We start from the raw sequence: 18710 nt of genomic DNA, 5'->3' as shown, positions 1-18710 counted from the left end.
GATAGTTTACTTTAGGTTCTTTGGAAAAAAAGGTAAGGCTGGGACAAAAGTCCCAGCCTTACCTTTTTTTTCCAAACTTTACTTTCTAAAACGAGCTCCAAAAAACAGACCTGACGGCCACTTCACGGATAGAGTATGCGGAGCTCTATTCGGGTCTAAACGTTTTTTGTCCCGCTCTCTTTTGAGGTATCCAATTTTAAAGACTACTTAGAATTTTTCAGTCTAGATTTATATTCTTATCCGATTATGAAGAAATAAGCAAAGAGGAGAACGCCCAAACCGATCCTGTACCAGCCAAACACTTTAAAATCATTTTTGCGAATATAATTCATTAAGAATGTAATAGCAAAAACGGATACGAAAAACGAAACGAGCATTCCACTAATAAGGACAGCTAATTCTAAACTTGTAAAACTAAAACCGAATCCAAGAAGTTTTAAAGCACTTGCGCCGACCATTACTGGAATAGACAAAAAGAATGAATACTCAGCAGCTATTGGACGTGCCGTACCTATTAAAATAGCCCCAACAATAGTTGCACCAGAACGTGATGTACCGGGTATTAAGGCGAGGACTTGGAACAGCCCAATGATCAAAGCAGTTTTATATGTTAAATCTGCAAATGTTTGAATCTTTGGTTCTCGTCCTTCGTTTTTGTTTTCAATTATTATAAATAAAACCCCGTACAGAATAAGGGTAAAAGCAACAGTTTGCCAATTATAAAATTTTTCATTGATTACATCCTCGAACAACAGTCCAAAAACTCCGGCTGGAATTACCCCGATAATAACTTTTTTCCAAATGTCCCAAGTCTCTTTTTTCTCACTATCATCTTTGGTAGGTGAAAAAGGATTTAATTTGTGAAAAAAAATGAGAATAACAGCAAGTATAGATGCAAGTTGAATTACTACAAAAAACATTTCTTTAAATTCAGCGGAGACATTCAAGGTGATAAATTCTTCGACAAGGATCATGTGTCCTGTGCTACTAATAGGCAACCATTCTGAGATACCTTGGACGATCCCCAAAATAATGGATTTTATAATTTCAATTAACATATTTTTCTCCCTTCAGTTAAAACAATCAATTTTCAGTATATAGTATTTTGAGAAAAAAATCATGAAATTAATGAATTTTCCAATAATCCAAGGGCCATTAATGCTTTTTAATATCAGATCAAACAAGACTGTGTTAAACTATATAATAGAGAGAAGAAGAATAGCGGCCATATTTTTCTTGAAAACTATAATAATACTTAAAGAAAGTAGGGATAGGAATGGGAATGTTTGATTTCTTGAAAGGCGATAAAAGCAAGGGAGAAACAAAAGTAACTTTGTATTCTCCAGTAAACGGCAAAGTAATTCCAATCGAAGAAGTTGCGGATCCAGTTTTTTCACAAAAAATGATGGGAGACGGATTTGGGATAGTACCTACTGATGGAGATATTTATGCACCAGCATCTGGAAAAGTTGTGAGTGTTTTTCCCACACAACATGCAGTCGGGTTGGAATTAGATAATGGAATTGAAGTTCTTGTTCATATTGGTATTGATACTGTCGAACTTGAAGGGGGACCCTTCAATACTACTGTTAAAGAAGGAGATAGAGTTACCCCAGAAACTAAAATTTCAACAGTTGATTTAGCTGGTTTAGAAGAAGCCGGCAAAGAAAATACTGTGATCATCGTCTTCACGAATATGGATAAGGTTGAAAATTACACCCTAAATACTACAGGTCAATCGACCGTGGGAACTGAATTAGGTTCAGTAGAAGCTAAAGCATAATATGAAAGTAATGTAATTATGTAGATAAAGAGGCAACGTGAATATTATTCACGTTGCCTCTTTATTAGTGTTTATTCTGGTAAAATTGCTACACAAATTGCTTCAGGAGCATAAACATCTTTTTGAAGTAAAATAATTTTTCCAGTTACAACATCTCTTTCGAACAAAGTTAAATTATCACTTTCTTGATGGCCTACGATGATAAAATTTTCTGTTTGGTCAAAATTGAAGTCTCTTGGAATTTCACCTTCCGTTGAGACCCATTCCATTAATTCTAAAACACCAGTTTTTTGATCAATAGAATAAATAGCTAGAGAGTCATGCCCTCTATTTGAAGCATATAAAAATTTCCCATCTTTTGTAACACGAATGGCGGCGCCACCGTTAAAAGAGGTGTGACTTTCAGGTATTGTCGAAATGGTTTGAAATGGTGAGAGTGCGCCTGTATCTGAATCATAATGGAAAGCAATTACATCACTACTTAATTCTCCAAAAACATAGGCAACTGATAAATTAGGATGGAAAGTAATGTGACGAGGACCAGTACCCGCGTCCACTTTAATGCGACTAACCTCAACTAATTTCCCTTCCGAATCAACTTTGTAAGTGTAGACTTCATCAGTACCCAAATCGCAAGCGATAACGTACTTTTTATCAGGTGTTAGGTCACTATAATGTGTATGGGGTTTATCTTGATTTTCATTAGTGCTTTGTCCAGAATGTTTAACCGTATCAAGGTGTGACAAATGACCCTTTTCATCACTAGAGTAGACATCTACTTGTCCCTTATGGTAGTTAGCTGTATAAAGTAGATTCCTATCATCATCATATCCTACATAACATGGTGAAGAACCCTCATGTATAACGCGATCAACTTCATTGAAATTTCCATTTGCAGACTTTTCGAATGAAACAATCCCACCGTGTTCACCATCAACTTTAACTACTGAATAAAGGATACTGCCACTTTTATCAAAAGTTAGGTAGGTTGGACTCCCAACTTCGGCTACCAATGAGAGATCTTGGAGTTCTTTTTTTTCTGTATCTAAAGTGATGCGGTAAACACCTTTGCTTTCTCTTTTTGTATACGTACCTAAATAAATTGACTGTTTCATATACGAACCTCCTCATAATTCAAACGATTACATAAAGTATACCATAGAAATAAAATGTTAAAAACAGATTGAATTATTTGTTAAAAAAGTGCATCTAAAATAAGAGAAGAAGTATTTTGAAGAGAAGCAGGTGTTAAATGCGCTGCTTTTTTCGTTTGACTTCTGGATAAAGCAAAATCATTTTTTTGAGATTGATGCATTAAAAATAATAAATCAGTTTCATTTGTTACAATCTCTCCAGGGAGGTCATTTTGTAATCCTGGAATCTTATATTCTTTAGTATGAATCGAGTTGATACTGTAACTTTCTATTTGTAGAAAGAATATGGGCCGCTTCAATAATGTGAAATTTAAAGCTTCGCTCTGATAGTCAGTGACTAATATTCTTGTTGACTGTAAAATTTCTGACAAATCACATTCTTCTAATAGGATAGTTTCAATGGATTTTTCATTGAAAAATATTTCGTCCTTATCCAGTGAATTATCCTGGTTACTTAAGATAATTGTGGGATTTAATCGATTAGCTGAACAAAAATCAATGAAAGAAGAATTTGTTGCTAATGATTTCCATGGATTTTCTGTTTTCTCCAAAGGACTTTGAAATCTATACTGCATAGATTTGGGAAATAGAACAAGACGTGAAGACTCGATTGGTTTACTATTCACTAATTCTTCTTGGTTAGGGAGGCCGTTTACTATTATTTGATCTGGTTTGAAATTTAATGATTCTAATAAGAATCTTTTTTCGACGGTTGTTCCGACCACTATTTTATTTAATTTAAGAAAATTATTGTTTTGGTTAAGACGCCACTGTTCATTAGATAAACCAATGATCCCTTCTGGTATCATGATTTTTTCGGCTCGGATTAAGTTCATTTCAACTGGACTCCGTGAAGGTAGATGATAGAAAGTGGGGCCACTTGTGACAATCTTTTCAGCAAGGAGTAGATTCCAGATGTATTGTTTCGATTTGTAAGATAATATGCGATCAGGTATGAGTGAATTGGCCCACTCCCAATCTTCGGAAGAAGAGTCTAAAATATAGTAAATTTCTTTATCGGGATATTTTTCCAAAACTTCTAAAAAAATCGCCCAAGTATTTTTGGTTATTTGATAAGGTGTCTCTCCTCCAAATAACCAAATCGACTTTTGCTGATTAAAAGGTCGCGTTAGGTGAATGGTTTGTTCTCGTTCTTTTTTATAAATCAAGGTTTCTTTTTCATAAAACAAAGCATGCATTTCTATCAACCCTTGGGAGGAGAATCCTAATGAAAAAAGATACCCCTGTTTTCCGTAATACATAATTTTTTGAGGTAATGGTTTTGAATAACTTAATGGATTGGGAAATGTTAGACTATCCACCAAAGGATTGATACTTTCATTTAATTCAATACGCATTTGAATAGTGAAAACTTCATCACCTTCGCTCAAAATACGCACTTGTTTGTTTAAATAATCAAGATTAATTGAACTTGAATAAGAGTAAGTGGTTTGTGTGTTTTCTTGGTTATAGTGTGTAAAGTCTACAGGTTGAATCAGTGTGACTGTCTCACTATTATTTTTAATCAGCAACTCCATTTTTTTACAATGAAAAGTATGTAACGTTAGAAGACCTTCAACTTTAAAACTGTTATTTTCGACGATGAATTCGGTGATTTCATTGCTTAGTACTGCTTTCTCACGGGAAGGTATAAAATTTACATGTAAGTTAATATTATTTGAAAAAGGGTCAATGGCAACAGTAAATGTATTTTTTTCGAATTTTACAGGATCCATTGAATTGATTTGTATACTTTTAAACGAGTCTGTAGATAAAATAGCGGAAGAGTCTTTTGAAGGGAAATTACTCATAGAAAATGAGAAAGGAGAACTATCCTTTGATTGGACGAACTGTGATACTTCTTTCCACGTTAGCGTATAAGAGACCTCTGATTCATTTCGAATGGATTTAAATTTTTTTTGTTCATGAGTGCCACTAATAATGATGTCGGAATAAATTAACTCTTCATCTTCATCAGTGATAGTAAAAACCACTGATTTATTGTTGATATTGATGGATAGTTTTGAAAACCTATTATTGATTCCAGGATTGCTGCTCACGCTGTTGACCTCCAATTTAATAAAACTTTCATATGCTATCCATCATATCAATTCAGTAGTGTACAAGCAACATGCTCTTTAGCCTTATATAGAAAGAATTTATTTGGATTGAAATTAAGTTTGTTTATTTAAAAGTGTGCTAAAATGGATGTATATCTTGCTAAAGAGGAGGAAGAAGCATGGAGAAAGGTAGTAATGAAGGGGATTCAACAGAATTGAATCAGTCACGTTTGTGGAAAGTCATCCTAAACAATAAATTTATGTCTTTTTTTATAACGTTACTCATTGTTTTTTTAACAATTCTTGTATTTACTAAAATTGCTTATCTTTTTAGCCCAATAAGTATAATTGTAGATACTGTTGGTCCTCCTATACTTTTTGCAGGTATCTTTTATTACTTATTAAATCCCGTAGTTGATTGGCTAGAGGAACGAAAATTCACAAGGATTTCTGCAATAATGGTGTTGACTATGGGGTTAGTACTTTTGATTGTTTTAGGAATTAATTTCCTTTTTCCTATTTTAAGAGAACAAACGCAAACATTTGTAAGGGAATGGCCGGAATATTGGCGTAGGATCGTTACACAAGTCGACACATATTCAAACACCCAGATTTTCTCGGGGTTATCCAATCAATTTTTCCAAACTGACTTTATGAGTGCTTTGAGTGAACAAATCTCTAATATTCTGAACGCTACTGTCGGTGGAATAGGAAGTGTAATTGGAACAGTGACAAGCTTTTTTATTACATTGTTTACTACTCCCTTTATTTTATACTATTTGTTGAAGGATGGAGACAAATTTGCTTCCTTCTTTATAAAGTTTATTCCTGTTCCTTTCCGAGAAAAATCGGTTCAAGTATTTAAAGAAATGAACCAGCAAGTAAGTTCTTATGTAAGAGGACAGTTAGTCGTAGCCTTTTTTGTGGCACTTATGTTTTGGATCGGATTTAGTATCATCGGATTGGATTATGCACTTTCCATAGGCGTATTAGCTGGAATCCTGAATTTAATCCCTTATTTAGGATCAGCACTTGCAACTATCCCAGCCCTTATTATTGGAATTGTTGCTTCACCATTTATGCTGCTAAAAGTATTATTGGTATTCGGAATAGAACAATTATTAGAAGGAAGACTGGTTTCTCCTCAAATACTTGGAAATAATTTGAAGATTCATCCAATTACTATCATATTTCTATTGTTAACTGCTGGACGGTTATTTGGAGTAATGGGAATTATTTTAGGAATACCAGGTTATGCTATTTTAAAAATTATCTTTACCCATTTATTCGAATGGTATAAAAATTATTCAGGATTATATGATGAATCGCGTTTTTAAGAAAACCATCTTGAAAAAAACGAAGGAGAAATTTCTCCTTCGTTTTTTATTTCGTGTATTGGATTTCATAAGTACTAATTGACTCAATTAGTACTTTCTATACTATTTTGAATAGGATAAGAAGAGTTTTTTAGAGTTGCCAGTTCTTAGTATTGCGATAAAAATAAAAAAAAGAAATAAAATACTTGTAATATGACACCGTGTCACATATAATAGTTTGAGCACATATGACACGATGTCATATGTTTGTCGGAGGTGAAAAAATGCCAACACAGACTTTTTTTAATTTGTCTGAAGAAAAACGGGAACGATTGATTTCTGGAGCAATGAAAGAATTTGCGCACTATTGTTTAAATGATGCATCAATAGCTAACATAATAAAGAATGCAAATATTTCACGTGGTAGTTTTTATCAGTATTTCGACGGGAAAAGCGATCTTTATTTTTATTTAATTGGGATTTTCCGAAGAAACACGACACAATTAATGCTCCAATCATTTCAAGAAAAAGATGGAGTGTTTATTGAAGGTTACCAGCTGTTTGGTGATAAATATATTCAGTCCATTATGGAATCAGAAAAAGTAGGTTTTTTTAAACATATGTATTTGAATATGAATCATCAAATTAGTCAACAAGTTGGTGGGGATATTGTCAGTTCAATCAAAGCAGCTATGCCCAAAGATGGTAAACGTGTAATAGATGTGATCAAGCGAGACACATTGCGAATTCAAACAGATGAAGAATTAAGAGAGTTAACAAAATTTATCATCAATATGCTTAATCAAACGATTATGGAAGGTTTTTCAAAAGAAAGATCCATTAAAGATACACAGATAGAATTTAGAAAAAAAATGGATTGGTTAACCTTTGGTGTAATGAAAAAAGAATTGAATGAAGGAGAGTAAGATATGATACGATTATCGAAATTAATGAATCAATGGCATGTGGCGATCACAGTTATTTTTATGGCTACACAGGTTGCTGGAATGCTGGCCATGCCAACCTTGACTGCTAATATTATTGATTATGGAGTAGCACAAGGGGATATAGACTATATTGCGCGAACAGGACTGATCATGTTAGCCATTTCTTTCATGACTATTGGATCTGCTTTTATAAATGTTCGTTTCGCTGCAATCGAGTCGCAAGGATTGGGAAATAAAATCCGAAAGAAAATTTTTGCGCTTATTTCACATTTGACTAATGAAGAAATGGATAAGTTTGGAACTGCGACACTCATTACACGTTCTACAAACGATGTAATGCAAATACAATTCGTAATGATGTTGGTTTTAAGAATGATGTTGCTTGCTCCATTCTTAATGATAGGTGCAGCTTATATGGCTTTTTCAAGAGAACCACAACTTGCTTTTGTATTTCTAATATCTATGCCTTTGCTCGCTATTATTTTAGGAGTCATTTTAAAATTTGCTAGTCCAATTTTTAAATCTATGCAAAAGAAAACAGACCGATTAAATCTGATTTTTAGAGAAGGATTAACAGGGATACGAGTCATACGTGCTTTTAACAAAAGCGGTTATGAAGAAAATAGATTTGATGAGGCAAATACCGATTATTCTGATACGGCTATAAGAGCGTTTACCATCATGGGCTTAGTTATGCCGTCAATGACGTTTGCAATCAGTATTACGAATGTCATGATCATCTGGTTTGGTTCTCAATTGATTAGTACTGGTGATATGCAAGTTGGGAACATGGTGGCTTTTTTAACGTATGCCATGCAAATTTTGATAGGTATCATGAATCTATCTATGGTGCTTTTCTTTGTTCCTAGAGGTCAAGTATCAGCACAACGGATAAATGAGGTGTTGGATACTCCGAATGAAATTAAAGATCCTGAAAATCCCAAACCGTTGGAAACAGAAAAAAATATATCACTTGAGTTTGAAAATGTTGGCTTGCAATACACCGGAGCTGAGGAAGAAGCTATTAGTGGTATTGATTTCAAAGTGAACAAAGGAGAAACAGTGGCTATTATAGGAGGGACTGGTTCTGGGAAAACGACTCTGGCTAATCTTATTCCGCGATTATTTGAAGTAACAAGTGGAGCCGTTAAGGTCAATGGAACAAATGTGAAAGAATTAAAACAAAAAGAATTAAGAGACTTAATCGGGTTTGCTCCCCAAAAAGCGTTGCTATTCAAGGGAACGATTCGCGAAAATATGCAATATGGGAATCCCGATGCAACCGATGAAGTCATTTGGCATGCATTAGAAATTGCTCAAGGAAAAGAATTTGTCTCTGGATTACCTAAAAAGTTGGATGCCCCTGTCGAACAAAGTGGTGGTAATTTCTCTGGAGGACAACGTCAAAGATTAAGTATTGCACGCGCTCTTCTTACTTTTGCAGATATTTATGTGTTTGATGATTCTTTTTCTGCGTTAGACTTTAAGACAGACGCAAAACTAAGAGAAGCCCTAAAACCCGAAACTAAAGACTCTATAGTTATCATTATTGCTCAAAGAATTAGCACCGTGGTTGATGCTGATTTAATATTGGTTTTAGACAATGGTAAAATGGTGGGTAAAGGAACCCATGATGAGCTGAAAGAATCAAGTGAAATATATAAAGAAATTATGGAATCTCAGTTGAAAGGAGAGGACATATAAATGAAAAAGGAAAATCATAAAAAGAAAAATTCGATACGAGCCCAAAAAGCAACTGATTTTTGGGGTACGACAGCTAGGTTGGTAAAATATATGGCTTCTCGATCTTGGGCTATGCTGTTTACAATTATTTTTGCGATTGCTGCTACTGTTCTCCAAACACAAGCCCCAAGAATTATGGGACAAGCTACTACGGAAATTTATCGTGGTATCCAAGAAGGAAATGCACTGAGAGAAGCTGGTGAAACGGTATCGACTTATCCCATCAATTTCGATTTGATTATGGATATTTTAGTGACAGTTATCATTGTTTATCTTTCAGCTGCAGTTTTCAGGTTTTTACAACAATTTATAACTGCTAGAGTTGCGCAGCGCACAGTATATGATTTAAGAAAAGATTTAAAAGAAAAAATGGGTCGATTGCCTATTAGTTATTATGATTCTCATTCTAATGGAGATATTATGTCTCGAGCTATCAACGATATGGATCAAATTGCGAATACATTGCAGCAATCTTTAACTCAATTCATTATAAGTGTAGTTCAATTTGTTACTGTTTTAATTGTTATGGTTTCTTTAAATATTCAGCTTTCTTTGATTACAATTCTAACTGTTCCACTAAGTTTGGCAATGATTGCTTTTATTGCTCCAAAATCTCAAAGAGAGTTTGGTAGACAACAAAAAGAATTGGGAGTACTGAATAATCAAGTGGAAGAAACATATTCAGGTCATACAGTGGTTAAAACTTTTAATAGAGAAAATACTGAAATAGAAAAATTTGAAAAACAAAGCGATAAATTAAATGAAGCTTCTTGGAAAGCTCAATTCTATACTGGGATCATGATGCCTCTGATGAGCTTTTCAAGAGATTTAGGTTATCTAGGTGTAGCGTTAGTAGGTGGGATAGGAGTAGCAAATGGAACAATTGCTATTGGTAATGTGCAGGCATTTCTACAATACGTTAACCAATTTGCACAACCTATGCGTCAACTGGCAAATTTATCTAATACTATTCAAGTCACTATCGCCTCTGCTGAACGTGTCTTTGAAATATTAGATGAAGAAGAAATGCAGGAAGTTGAATCCAACGTTGAACCAATTATGGATACACCTTACAAAGTAGCTTTTGACCATGTTCAGTTTGGGTATGGAGAAGAGGAACTTTTAATGAACGACTTTAACTTGACTGTTAAAGAAGGAAATGTGGTAGCTGTGGTTGGACCCACTGGAGCAGGGAAATCAACGCTGATCAACTTGCTTGAACGCTTTTATGATGTCAAAGGAGGTTCTATCCGCTTTGAGGGGACAGATATTCGAGATATCGACCGTTCAAAACTAAGACAACACTTTTCAATGGTTCTTCAAGATACGTGGTTATTTAGTGGTACAATTTGGGAAAATATAGCTTATGGGAATGAGAAAGTTAGAGATGACAAAGAAAAAATAATGACTGCTGCAAAGGCAGCCCATGTTGATGATTTTGTTCGTCGCTTGCCCCATGGATATGATACTGTTCTAAATGAAGAAGGAACGAATATCTCTCAAGGTCAAAGACAGTTGATCACAATTGCGCGCGCATTTTTGGCAGATCCAGAAGTTTTGATATTGGATGAAGCAACTTCTAGTGTTGATACGCGAACTGAAATCCTCATTCAAAGAGCGATGAACCGGTTACTAAAGGGTAGAACAAGTTTTGTTGTAGCCCATAGATTATCAACGATTCGTGATGCAGACAATATCATTGTCATGAACCATGGTGATGTTGTGGAAACAGGTAATCATCATGAATTAATGGAACAAGATGGTTTTTATGCTGATTTATATAATAGTCAATTTACATCCGGCAGTCTAGAAGAACCAGTGTGATTGTTTGATCAAAAAGAAGTCACAAATTAATTGTGGCTTCTTTTTGATTTTCCGCTACCTAGGTAACATTGCTATGGTAAAATAGAAAAGATAAATAGGAAGGGAGACTTTTTAATATATGAGTATACCATTATTTTTAGAAGGCGTAATGCAAGATAAAATTTGGGGCGGAGAAAAACTGAAAGAGATTTTTGGTTACGATGCTCCTACTAATACTATCGGAGAGTATTGGGCTATTAGTGCCCACAAAAATGGCGAATCGATTATAAAAAACGGAGAGTTAAAAGGAAAAAAATTGAGCGAAGTGTGGAAAGAGCATCCCAATTTATTTGGGAATCCAAAAGAAAAAGTTTTCCCATTGTTAACAAAAATTTTAGATGCAAAAAATGATTTATCTGTTCAGGTGCATCCAGATGATGAATATAGTCTACGGGTTGAGGGCGAATTAGGAAAGACGGAATGCTGGTATATAATTGATGCTGAAGAAAATGCCGAGATTATTTATGGCCATCATGCGCAAACAAAAGAACAGTTAGCGAAATGGATTCAAAGTGGTGACTGGGATCATTTGTTACGAAGAGTAAAAGTAAATAAAGGTGATTTTTATTATGTTCCAAGTGGGACGATTCATGCAATTGGCAGCGGCGTTATGATTTTAGAAACACAACAGTCAAGCGATACGACTTATCGTGTATATGACTATGATCGTACGGATGACAAAGGAATCAAAAGAGACTTGCATATTGATAAATCTATTGAAGTGACTACCGTACCACATGAAATTCCTGAGTTGAAAAATGAAGTTGAAGAATATTCAGATGCAAAAATAAAAACATTTGTAAGTAATTCTTTCTTTACCGTTCAAGAATGGTCGATAAATGGGAAACATTCTTTTACTTCGCAAGCTCCATATACTTTAGTCAGTGTATTGGAAGGTAAAGGAGAAATCATAATTGATGATCAGTCTTATGAAATTTCCAAAGGAACCCATTTCATTTTACCGAATGACATCAAGGAATGGACTATAAGTGGAAATATTCAAGCAATTTGTTCGATGGCTGTAAAAGTAGATTAAGTGCAAAGTAGTCATTAAAAGAACTGTTAACAGCGAGTATAGAGTAGGTTAGTTGGATGAACAAAGAAAGATTTATGAACTTGTCATTTTAAAGGTGTTGCCGTATAATTTTTATGGGATTCACAGAGAAAGTAGGTGCAGAAGAATGGCTCAACTATTTTTTAAATACGGGGCAATGAATAGTGGAAAATCAATTGAAATTTTAAAAGTAGCTCACAACTATGAAGAGCAAGGAAAACCCGTCGTTTTGCTTACAAGCGCAGTAGATGATCGGGAAGATGTTGGGATGGTTTCTAGTAGAATAGGGTTAAAAAGGCAAGGAATGCCTATATATAACGAAACGGATATTCTGGAAACAATAAAAAAGTTAAATTATACTCCTGCATGTGTATTGATTGACGAAGCACAGTTTTTAAAAAAACATCATGTTTTTGAATTGGCAAAAATCGTTGATGAGCTGAATATCCCCGCTATGGCATTCGGACTGAAAAATGATTTTCGCAATGAATTATTTGAAGGTTCAAAATATTTATTGCTGTATGCTGATAAGATTGAAGAAATGAAAACCATCTGTTGGTTTTGTCATAAGAAAGCCATTATGAATATGCGCATGCAGAATGGTAAACCGGTGTATTCAGGTGAGCAAATTCAGATAGGTGGAAATGAAAGTTATTTTCCTGTGTGTCGAAAGCATTATTTTCACCCTCCGGTTCAAGAATCAAATAGAGAAAGTGTAGGAGATCAATATGTTTGAGCGTTTACAACAAATAGAAGACCGATACAATGAAATCAATGAGATGCTCAGTGATCCATCTGTAATGAATGATATGGAAAGATTTATGAAGCTTAGCAAAGAAGAAGGAGATTTAAGAGATAAAGTCGCCCTTTACAGGAAATATAAAGAAGTAAAAGAAGAACTTGAAGCCACAGAGGATATGCTCAGTGAAAATTTAGAAAAAGAAATGGAAGAATTAGCTAAAGAAGAAAGTAGTTCTCTTAGAGATGAAAAAGAGAAGATGGAAGAAGAAATGAAACTGTTGTTGCTTCCTAAAGATGAAAATGATGATAAAAATATTATTATGGAAATCCGAGGTGCAGCTGGTGGAGACGAAGCCCAATTATTTGCGGGTGATTTGTTTGAAATGTATCAACGTTACGCTGATTCTCAAGGATGGAAAACAGAAGTGTTAGATGCAAATATAACAGATATTGGTGGATATAAAGAAGTTACACTAATGATTTCTGGTCAAAATGTCTATTCGAAATTAAAATATGAAAACGGAGCACACCGAGTCCAACGCGTGCCGCAAACAGAATCGCAAGGGCGAATTCATACTTCCACAGCGACAGTTGTAGTCATGCCCGAAGCAGAAGAAGTAGAATTGGATATTGATGAAAAAGATATTCGTGTTGATATTTACCATGCTAGTGGAGCGGGTGGACAACATGTCAATAAAACTGCTTCAGCAGTGCGGTTAACTCACGAACCTACAGGTATTGTTGTGGCAATGCAGGATCAACGCTCTCAATTAAAAAATAGAGATAAAGCCATGAAGATTTTAAGAGCTAGGATATATGATAAACTCCAACAGGAAGCTCAAAGTGAATATGATGCGGAAAGGAAATCCGCAGTAGGCACTGGAGACCGCTCAGAAAGAATTCGAACGTATAATTTTCCTCAAAATCGCGTATCGGATCATCGAATTGGTTTAACCATTCAGCAACTGGATCAAATTTTATCTGGGAAATTAGATATAATTATTGAAGCTCTTATCCTGCATGAACAAACTCAAAAAATGGAGAAACTTCAAAATGAATCCTGATATAATCCCTAACTTCCAAAACAAAACTTATAGAGAAGTCCTTCGTTGGGCTTCTTCTTTTTTAGAATCCAAAGAGAAAGAAGCGGCGATAGCTGAATGGCTTATGAAGGAAATGTTAAACGTTGATAAAACAGGATTGATTCGGAAATTATCCTCACCTATCGATGAAAAAGATTGTGAATTATACAAGTCAATGGTCTCCGATGCTGCACAAGGAATTCCTCCGCAGTATATTGTTGGGCACGAGTGGTTCTTCGATAGGAAATTCTTTGTAAATAAATTTACACTAATACCCAGACCTGAAACTGAAGAACTTGTTCAATTGGCACTACAGTCAATTACACCTGAGAAAAACGATGTATTGGATATTGGTACTGGTACTGGGATTATTGCAACAACAATCAAATTAGAAAAAGATTTCGCTAAAGTCGTCGCGACGGACATTAGTTCAGAAGCCTTAGAAGTAGCGAAAAGAAATAGAAGCTACCATCAAGCTGATATAGAGTTACTACAGGGTGATTTAATCGATCCAGTAAAAGATAGAAAATTTGATATTATAATCAGTAACCCGCCATATATAGGCGAAAATGAAATAGAAGAGATGGATGAAGGGGTTTTGAAATTTGAACCCTGGCTTGCTTTGTTTGCTGAAGAAGAGGGCATAAGTATTTACCGTCTCTTAGCTCAAAAACTTCCAAAAATATTATCAGATAACGGTGAAATATTCTTAGAAATAGGATATAGCCAAGGGTCTCTCCTAAAAGAACTATTCAAAAAACAGTTTCCTGATAAGAATATTGTTCTCGTAAAGGACTTGGCCGGAAAAGATCGTATCCTGCACATATTTTGAAAAAAGAGTGTGTATAATTTGTGGACAAGTGTGGATAAAAAAGATATCAGTTGATTTAGCAAGGATTAAAAGACGGGAATATCCACAGAGATATCCACAAGACGAAATAATTTTATCCACAGATTGTGAATAACTACGATGAAATTGCTTTCTAAAGGGTTTGTTTTGAAATGAAAGGAAGTTTTTTTGTGGAAACTAAAATATTATCTCCAAATGAATTAGAAGAGGCAGCCGACTTATTGAGGAATGGTGAAGTTGTGGCATTTCCAACTGAAACTGTGTACGGTTTAGGAGCCGATGCTACAGATGAAGAAGCGGTGAATAAAGTTTTTGAAGCCAAAGGTAGGCCTGCGGACAACCCACTGATAGCTCATGTAAGTTCCGTATCACAGGCACTTCATTATGTTAAAAATACGACACCTTTAATCCTTGGATTGATGGAAGAGTTTTGGCCGGGGCCACTTACACTAGTTTTAGAACACAATGGCCTATTCGCATCTAATGTAACTGCCGATTTAAAATCAGTGGGTCTACGTATGCCAAATAATAGTATAACCCTCAAACTGATTGAAAAAGTTTCCAAACCTATTGTTGGTCCAAGTGCAAATACCTCTGGTAGGCCAAGTCCTACGAGCGCACATCATGTGTATCATGATATGAAAAATAGAATTGCGGCTATCGTGGATAATGGAGAAACCGGTCTGGGACTAGAGTCGACTGTATTGGACTTGACAGATGAGAAAAACCCCATTATTTTGAGGCCTGGTGCTATAGGGATGGAAGACCTCCAACCCTTTATACCGAATGTTACTTTTGATGAACATTTGTTAAATGAAGATGAAGCACCAAAATCCCCAGGCATGAAATATACACATTATTCTCCAACAGAGCCTGTTTATATTATCCAAAAAGATGGTATCGGATGGGAAAAAGCGATTCAACTTTTTGAAAAACAAGGTGAAAAAGTCGGCCTATTAGCAAGCGAAGAAATTATTCAACAATATGAAAAAAGAGTTACGAATACGTTCTCATTGGGGAGTGATATTCACTCTGCTAGTCGACTACTATATGCAGGGTTACGTTATTTTGAAAACTTAGAAAGTTCAGTTATATTAGCAGAAAGTTATGCTGAAGTTGGAATTGGAAAAGCCTATATGAATCGATTGAAAAAAGCGGCAGGAAATAAGTATCTTTAAAAAAATATGGATTCTTTAACCAAAATCCTATATAATAAAGATGTTTGAAATAAAATAATCGAAGGAGTGAGGCGGAATGGGAACTGTTCAAGTAATGAATCATCCATTAATCCAGCACAAATTAACAATTATTCGAGACAAGAGCACGGGAACCAAGTATTTTCGTGAGGTAGTCAACGAAATTGCACGATTGATGGCATATGAAGTATCAAGAGATATGCCTGTAGAAGATGTTGAGATTGAAACGCCACTAATTAAAAGTGTACAAAAACAATTAAGTGGGAAGAAAGTCGCTATTATCCCCATTTTAAGAGCTGGTTTAGGAATGGTCGATGGAATGCTTGATTTAATTCCTGCCGCAAAAGTAGGACATATAGGTATGTACCGTGATCATGAAACTATGGAACCAGTTGAGTATTTTGTGAAACTTCCTTCCGATATTAGCGAAAGACAACTACTAGTTGTAGACCCTATGTTAGCTACTGGTGGTTCAGCCGTAGCCGCAATTGATGCGTTGAAAAAAAGAGGAGCACATTCAATTAAATTTGTTTGTTTAGTTGCCGCTCCCGAAGGAATAAAATTTTTACAAGAAGCTCATCCAGACGTTGATATTTATACCGCAGCTTTAGATGAAAAATTAAATGAAAAAGGCTATATTTTACCTGGCTTAGGAGACGCAGGAGATAGGTTGTTCGGGACTTTATAAGCGTAGTACGTTTAGTAAATACATATTTTGACTATTACTACTATGTCAAAATATGTATTTTTTTATTTAGAAGTGACATTTCACCTTATATGGGAAGGAAATTGACTTTTCCGTAGAAATTAAAAGAGATCTCCAAAGACCGACACCTTGTTTTGTATCACATTTAATGAGAATCTGAATGTAGTTCGTAGCCAAAGTAGATTGATTCCATCGAAAATATAAGGTCATTTAAAAAATGTGTACAAAAAATGAACATTTATTGCATGATTTTAGGTTTTTCTCAACCGTGGGCAAAGAGAACGTTTTCTTTTTTTGCTTTTAATGTTAAAATAAAATGTTTTATATTAAAAGCAAAGTAGATGAATAGTACATTAGTTTTGTGATAATATTAAAGTAGAATAGGAGATAGAATAATGAATGAGTGGGGAATGTTTGCACTTATATCTTTAGTTTCACATTTCTTTTTTATATTTTTAACTTTCTGGGCTCTACAGGGAATCAGAATAGATAAATGGTTGAAAAAACACCATATTTCTCAAGGAAGAATTTTATATTTGTTTGTGGCAATCACTATTGGGTTTACAGTTAGCCAATTTTTCATTGAATTAGTTGTTCAATCTCAAAATCTTTTATATCTATTTTAACAGTATACGACAGAAATGCGTAAAATTTGTCACAGGATTGTAATGTATTTTACGACGGTTTCCACTATTCTAACTAAAGACAATCTGTTATACTTGTTAACATTGTTTGCAAAAATTATAAATGACATTGAAAATTGCTTACTAAAAATTACAAAAAGACTTGGTTAGGAAACTTGGAGGTTCGTGATGGAAAAGATAATTGTTCGTGGAGGAAAAAAACTGGTAGGGAATGTGAAAGCAGAAGGGGCCAAAAATGCTGCACTGCCAATTCTAGCTGCAACTATACTCGCTAGCAAAGGGTCAATCGTATTGGAAAATGTACCGATTTTATCTGACATTTTCACTATGGAAAAAGTGCTGGATCACTTGAATGTTGAAATCAATTTTAATCAAGAAAAAAAAATGATGGAGGTTGATGCATCAAAACCATTGCATTCTAATACTCCATTTCAGTTTATGAGTCAAATGCGTGCTTCCATTGTTGTGATGGGTCCATTATTAGCTCGAAACGGTTATGCTAAAGTTGCTTTACCAGGAGGGTGCGCTATTGGCTCTCGCCCGATCGACTTACACTTAAAAGGGTTTGAAGCAATGGGAGTCAAAACTAAAATTGAAAAAGGATATATTGAAGCAACTGCTGAAAAATTACACGGTGCACATATTTATTTAGATTTTCCTAGTGTAGGAGCTACTCAAAATATAATGATGGCAGCAACATTGGCTGAGGGAACAACCACAATCGAAAACGTTGCGAGAGAGCCAGAAATTGTAGACCTAGCAAACTTTTTGAACAAAATGGGAGCAAAAGTTGTCGGAGCAGGTACGGAAACAATCCGAATTGAAGGTGTGGAAGAACTTGAAGGTGCTGATCATTCAATCATTCCAGACAGAATTGAATCCGGAACATTTATGGTCGCGGCTGCTATTACACAAGGGGATGTCCTGATTCAAGATTGTGTAAGTGAACATAATAAACCACTTGTTTCTAAATTAGCTGAAATGGGCGTGAAATTTATTGAAGGAAAAGAAGGATTGAGAGTTATAGGTCCAACATCCTTGCGTTCTACTGATGTAAAAACTATGCCCCATCCTGGCTTCCCAACAGACATGCAAGCGCAAATGACTATTGCTCAGGCCGTTGCTAATGGAACAAGTGTAATGAAAGAAACCGTTTTTGAAAATCGATTCATGCATATGGAAGAATTAAGACGTATGAATGCGCAATTTACCATTGATGGACAATCGTTGATCATTCAAGGTGGGGGAAATCTTCAAGGTGCAGAAGTTGCTTCAACCGATTTAAGAGCGTCAGCGGCTCTGATTTTAGCAGGACTCGTTGCTGAAGGGTACACAAGAGTAACGAACTTAAATCATTTAGATCGAGGCTATTATAAATTCCATAAAAAACTATCTAGCTTAGGAGCAGATATTGAGCGTATCGATGATCAAAAAGAAATCATCGAAAAAGATAATTATAGCATTCTATTTAAAGAAAAAACTAATTAAAGAATAGTAATTGTAGCAAAGAGCAACAGAAAGAATTGTTGCTCTTTTTTTCTGTGTTCAGTATGATAGAAGAGGGTAATAAA

16 protein-coding genes are annotated in these 18710 nt (G+C 35.0%); 13 read left to right on the top strand and 3 right to left on the bottom strand.

Features of this window, described 5'->3' with window-relative positions; genetic code table 11:
* Positions 1–236 precede the first annotated feature (236 nt).
* The gene (locus H626_RS0102725; protein WP_027107972.1) at positions 237–1058 is read right to left on the bottom strand and encodes an undecaprenyl-diphosphate phosphatase; all 822 of its coding nucleotides are present in this window, start codon (positions 1056–1058) and stop codon (positions 237–239) included.
* Between the two features lie 218 nt (positions 1059–1276).
* Here H626_RS0102725 and H626_RS0102720 point away from each other — a divergent pair, with 218 nt between their 5' ends.
* A complete protein-coding gene (locus H626_RS0102720; RefSeq protein ID WP_156883210.1) occupies positions 1277–1783 on the top strand; it encodes a PTS sugar transporter subunit IIA in 507 nt (168 codons plus the stop codon).
* Positions 1784–1854: 71 nt separating this feature from the next.
* On the opposite strand, the gene H626_RS0102715 is transcribed toward H626_RS0102720, so the two are convergent.
* Both H626_RS0102715 and H626_RS0102710 read right to left on the bottom strand, forming a co-directional pair.
* A complete protein-coding gene (locus H626_RS0102715; RefSeq protein WP_027107970.1) occupies positions 1855–2898 on the bottom strand; it encodes a lactonase family protein in 1044 nt (347 codons plus the stop codon).
* A gap of 80 nt (positions 2899–2978) precedes the next feature.
* Positions 2979–4997 (bottom strand): CDP-glycerol glycerophosphotransferase family protein, encoded by a 2019-nt coding sequence (locus tag H626_RS0102710; RefSeq protein ID WP_027107969.1) that lies wholly within the window; start codon positions 4995–4997, stop codon positions 2979–2981.
* Between the two features lie 179 nt (positions 4998–5176).
* Between H626_RS0102710 and H626_RS0102705 the strand changes: the two genes are divergently transcribed.
* The 12 genes from H626_RS0102705 (at position 5177) to murA (ending at position 18627) form a co-directional block, all read left to right on the top strand.
* Positions 5177–6334, top strand: a complete 1158-nt coding sequence (locus H626_RS0102705; protein WP_035618230.1) for an AI-2E family transporter — start codon at positions 5177–5179, stop codon at positions 6332–6334.
* 263 nt (positions 6335–6597) lie between these two features.
* The gene (locus H626_RS0102700) at positions 6598–7239 is read left to right on the top strand and encodes a TetR/AcrR family transcriptional regulator (RefSeq protein ID WP_027107967.1); all 642 of its coding nucleotides are present in this window, start codon (positions 6598–6600) and stop codon (positions 7237–7239) included.
* Between the two features lie 3 nt (positions 7240–7242).
* Complete coding sequence (locus H626_RS0102695; RefSeq protein WP_035618227.1) at positions 7243–8964, top strand: ABC transporter ATP-binding protein; 1722 nt, start codon at positions 7243–7245, stop codon at positions 8962–8964.
* Complete coding sequence (locus tag H626_RS0102690; RefSeq protein WP_035618223.1) at positions 8965–10827, top strand: ABC transporter ATP-binding protein; 1863 nt, start codon at positions 8965–8967, stop codon at positions 10825–10827. It abuts the gene before it with no gap.
* A gap of 118 nt (positions 10828–10945) precedes the next feature.
* Positions 10946–11902 carry a mannose-6-phosphate isomerase, class I gene (manA, locus tag H626_RS0102685; protein WP_027107964.1) on the top strand — a complete coding sequence of 319 codons (957 nt, stop codon included), beginning with the start codon at positions 10946–10948 and terminating at the stop codon, positions 11900–11902.
* Between the two features lie 145 nt (positions 11903–12047).
* A complete protein-coding gene (locus tag H626_RS0102680; RefSeq protein ID WP_027107963.1) occupies positions 12048–12656 on the top strand; it encodes a thymidine kinase in 609 nt (202 codons plus the stop codon).
* Positions 12649–13725, top strand: coding sequence for a peptide chain release factor 1 (gene prfA / locus H626_RS0102675; RefSeq protein WP_027107962.1), 1077 nt, complete (start codon positions 12649–12651; stop codon positions 13723–13725). Before H626_RS0102680 ends, prfA begins: the two co-directional genes overlap by 8 nt.
* On the top strand, positions 13715–14575 hold the full coding sequence (gene prmC, locus H626_RS0102670; protein WP_035618218.1) for a peptide chain release factor N(5)-glutamine methyltransferase: 861 nt from the start codon (positions 13715–13717) through the stop codon (positions 14573–14575). Before prfA ends, prmC begins: the two co-directional genes overlap by 11 nt.
* Positions 14576–14763: 188 nt before the next feature.
* Positions 14764–15771: an L-threonylcarbamoyladenylate synthase gene (locus H626_RS0102665; protein ID WP_027107960.1), complete on the top strand. Its 1008-nt coding sequence runs from the start codon at positions 14764–14766 to the stop codon at positions 15769–15771.
* A 76-nt stretch (positions 15772–15847) separates the two neighbouring features.
* A complete protein-coding gene (upp, locus tag H626_RS0102660) occupies positions 15848–16477 on the top strand; it encodes a uracil phosphoribosyltransferase (RefSeq protein ID WP_027107959.1) in 630 nt (209 codons plus the stop codon).
* 413 nt (positions 16478–16890) lie between these two features.
* The gene (locus H626_RS0102655; RefSeq protein WP_027107958.1) at positions 16891–17121 is read left to right on the top strand and encodes a DUF1146 family protein; all 231 of its coding nucleotides are present in this window, start codon (positions 16891–16893) and stop codon (positions 17119–17121) included.
* Positions 17122–17307: 186 nt separating this feature from the next.
* Positions 17308–18627, top strand: a complete 1320-nt coding sequence (murA, locus tag H626_RS0102650) for a UDP-N-acetylglucosamine 1-carboxyvinyltransferase (protein WP_027107957.1) — start codon at positions 17308–17310, stop codon at positions 18625–18627.
* Positions 18628–18710 lie beyond the last annotated feature (83 nt).

It is taken from the genome of Lacticigenium naphthae DSM 19658 (assembly GCF_000425865.1).
GTDB lineage: Bacteria > Bacillota > Bacilli > Lactobacillales > Carnobacteriaceae_A > Lacticigenium > Lacticigenium naphthae.
Note: the sequence above shows the minus strand (reverse complement) of the source record. Positions and strands in the feature narration are given on the sequence as shown.

What these genes read in the sequence shown, in the direction of transcription:
- H626_RS0102725 (WP_027107972.1), bottom strand. Translation starts at nt 1,058, where the DNA reads ATGTTAATTGAAATTATAAAATCCATTATTTTGGGGATCGTCCAAGGT.
- H626_RS0102720 (WP_156883210.1), top strand. Translation starts at nt 1,277, where the DNA reads ATGGGAATGTTTGATTTCTTGAAAGGCGATAAAAGCAAGGGAGAAACA.
- H626_RS0102715 (WP_027107970.1), bottom strand. Translation starts at nt 2,898, where the DNA reads ATGAAACAGTCAATTTATTTAGGTACGTATACAAAAAGAGAAAGCAAA.
- H626_RS0102705 (WP_035618230.1), top strand. Translation starts at nt 5,177, where the DNA reads ATGGAGAAAGGTAGTAATGAAGGGGATTCAACAGAATTGAATCAGTCA.
- H626_RS0102700 (WP_027107967.1), top strand. Translation starts at nt 6,598, where the DNA reads ATGCCAACACAGACTTTTTTTAATTTGTCTGAAGAAAAACGGGAACGA.
- H626_RS0102695 (WP_035618227.1), top strand. Translation starts at nt 7,243, where the DNA reads ATGATACGATTATCGAAATTAATGAATCAATGGCATGTGGCGATCACA.
- H626_RS0102690 (WP_035618223.1), top strand. Translation starts at nt 8,965, where the DNA reads ATGAAAAAGGAAAATCATAAAAAGAAAAATTCGATACGAGCCCAAAAA.
- manA (WP_027107964.1), top strand. Translation starts at nt 10,946, where the DNA reads ATGAGTATACCATTATTTTTAGAAGGCGTAATGCAAGATAAAATTTGG.
- H626_RS0102680 (WP_027107963.1), top strand. Translation starts at nt 12,048, where the DNA reads ATGGCTCAACTATTTTTTAAATACGGGGCAATGAATAGTGGAAAATCA.
- prfA (WP_027107962.1), top strand. Translation starts at nt 12,649, where the DNA reads ATGTTTGAGCGTTTACAACAAATAGAAGACCGATACAATGAAATCAAT.
- prmC (WP_035618218.1), top strand. Translation starts at nt 13,715, where the DNA reads ATGAATCCTGATATAATCCCTAACTTCCAAAACAAAACTTATAGAGAA.
- upp (WP_027107959.1), top strand. Translation starts at nt 15,848, where the DNA reads ATGGGAACTGTTCAAGTAATGAATCATCCATTAATCCAGCACAAATTA.
- H626_RS0102655 (WP_027107958.1), top strand. Translation starts at nt 16,891, where the DNA reads ATGAATGAGTGGGGAATGTTTGCACTTATATCTTTAGTTTCACATTTC.
- murA (WP_027107957.1), top strand. Translation starts at nt 17,308, where the DNA reads ATGGAAAAGATAATTGTTCGTGGAGGAAAAAAACTGGTAGGGAATGTG.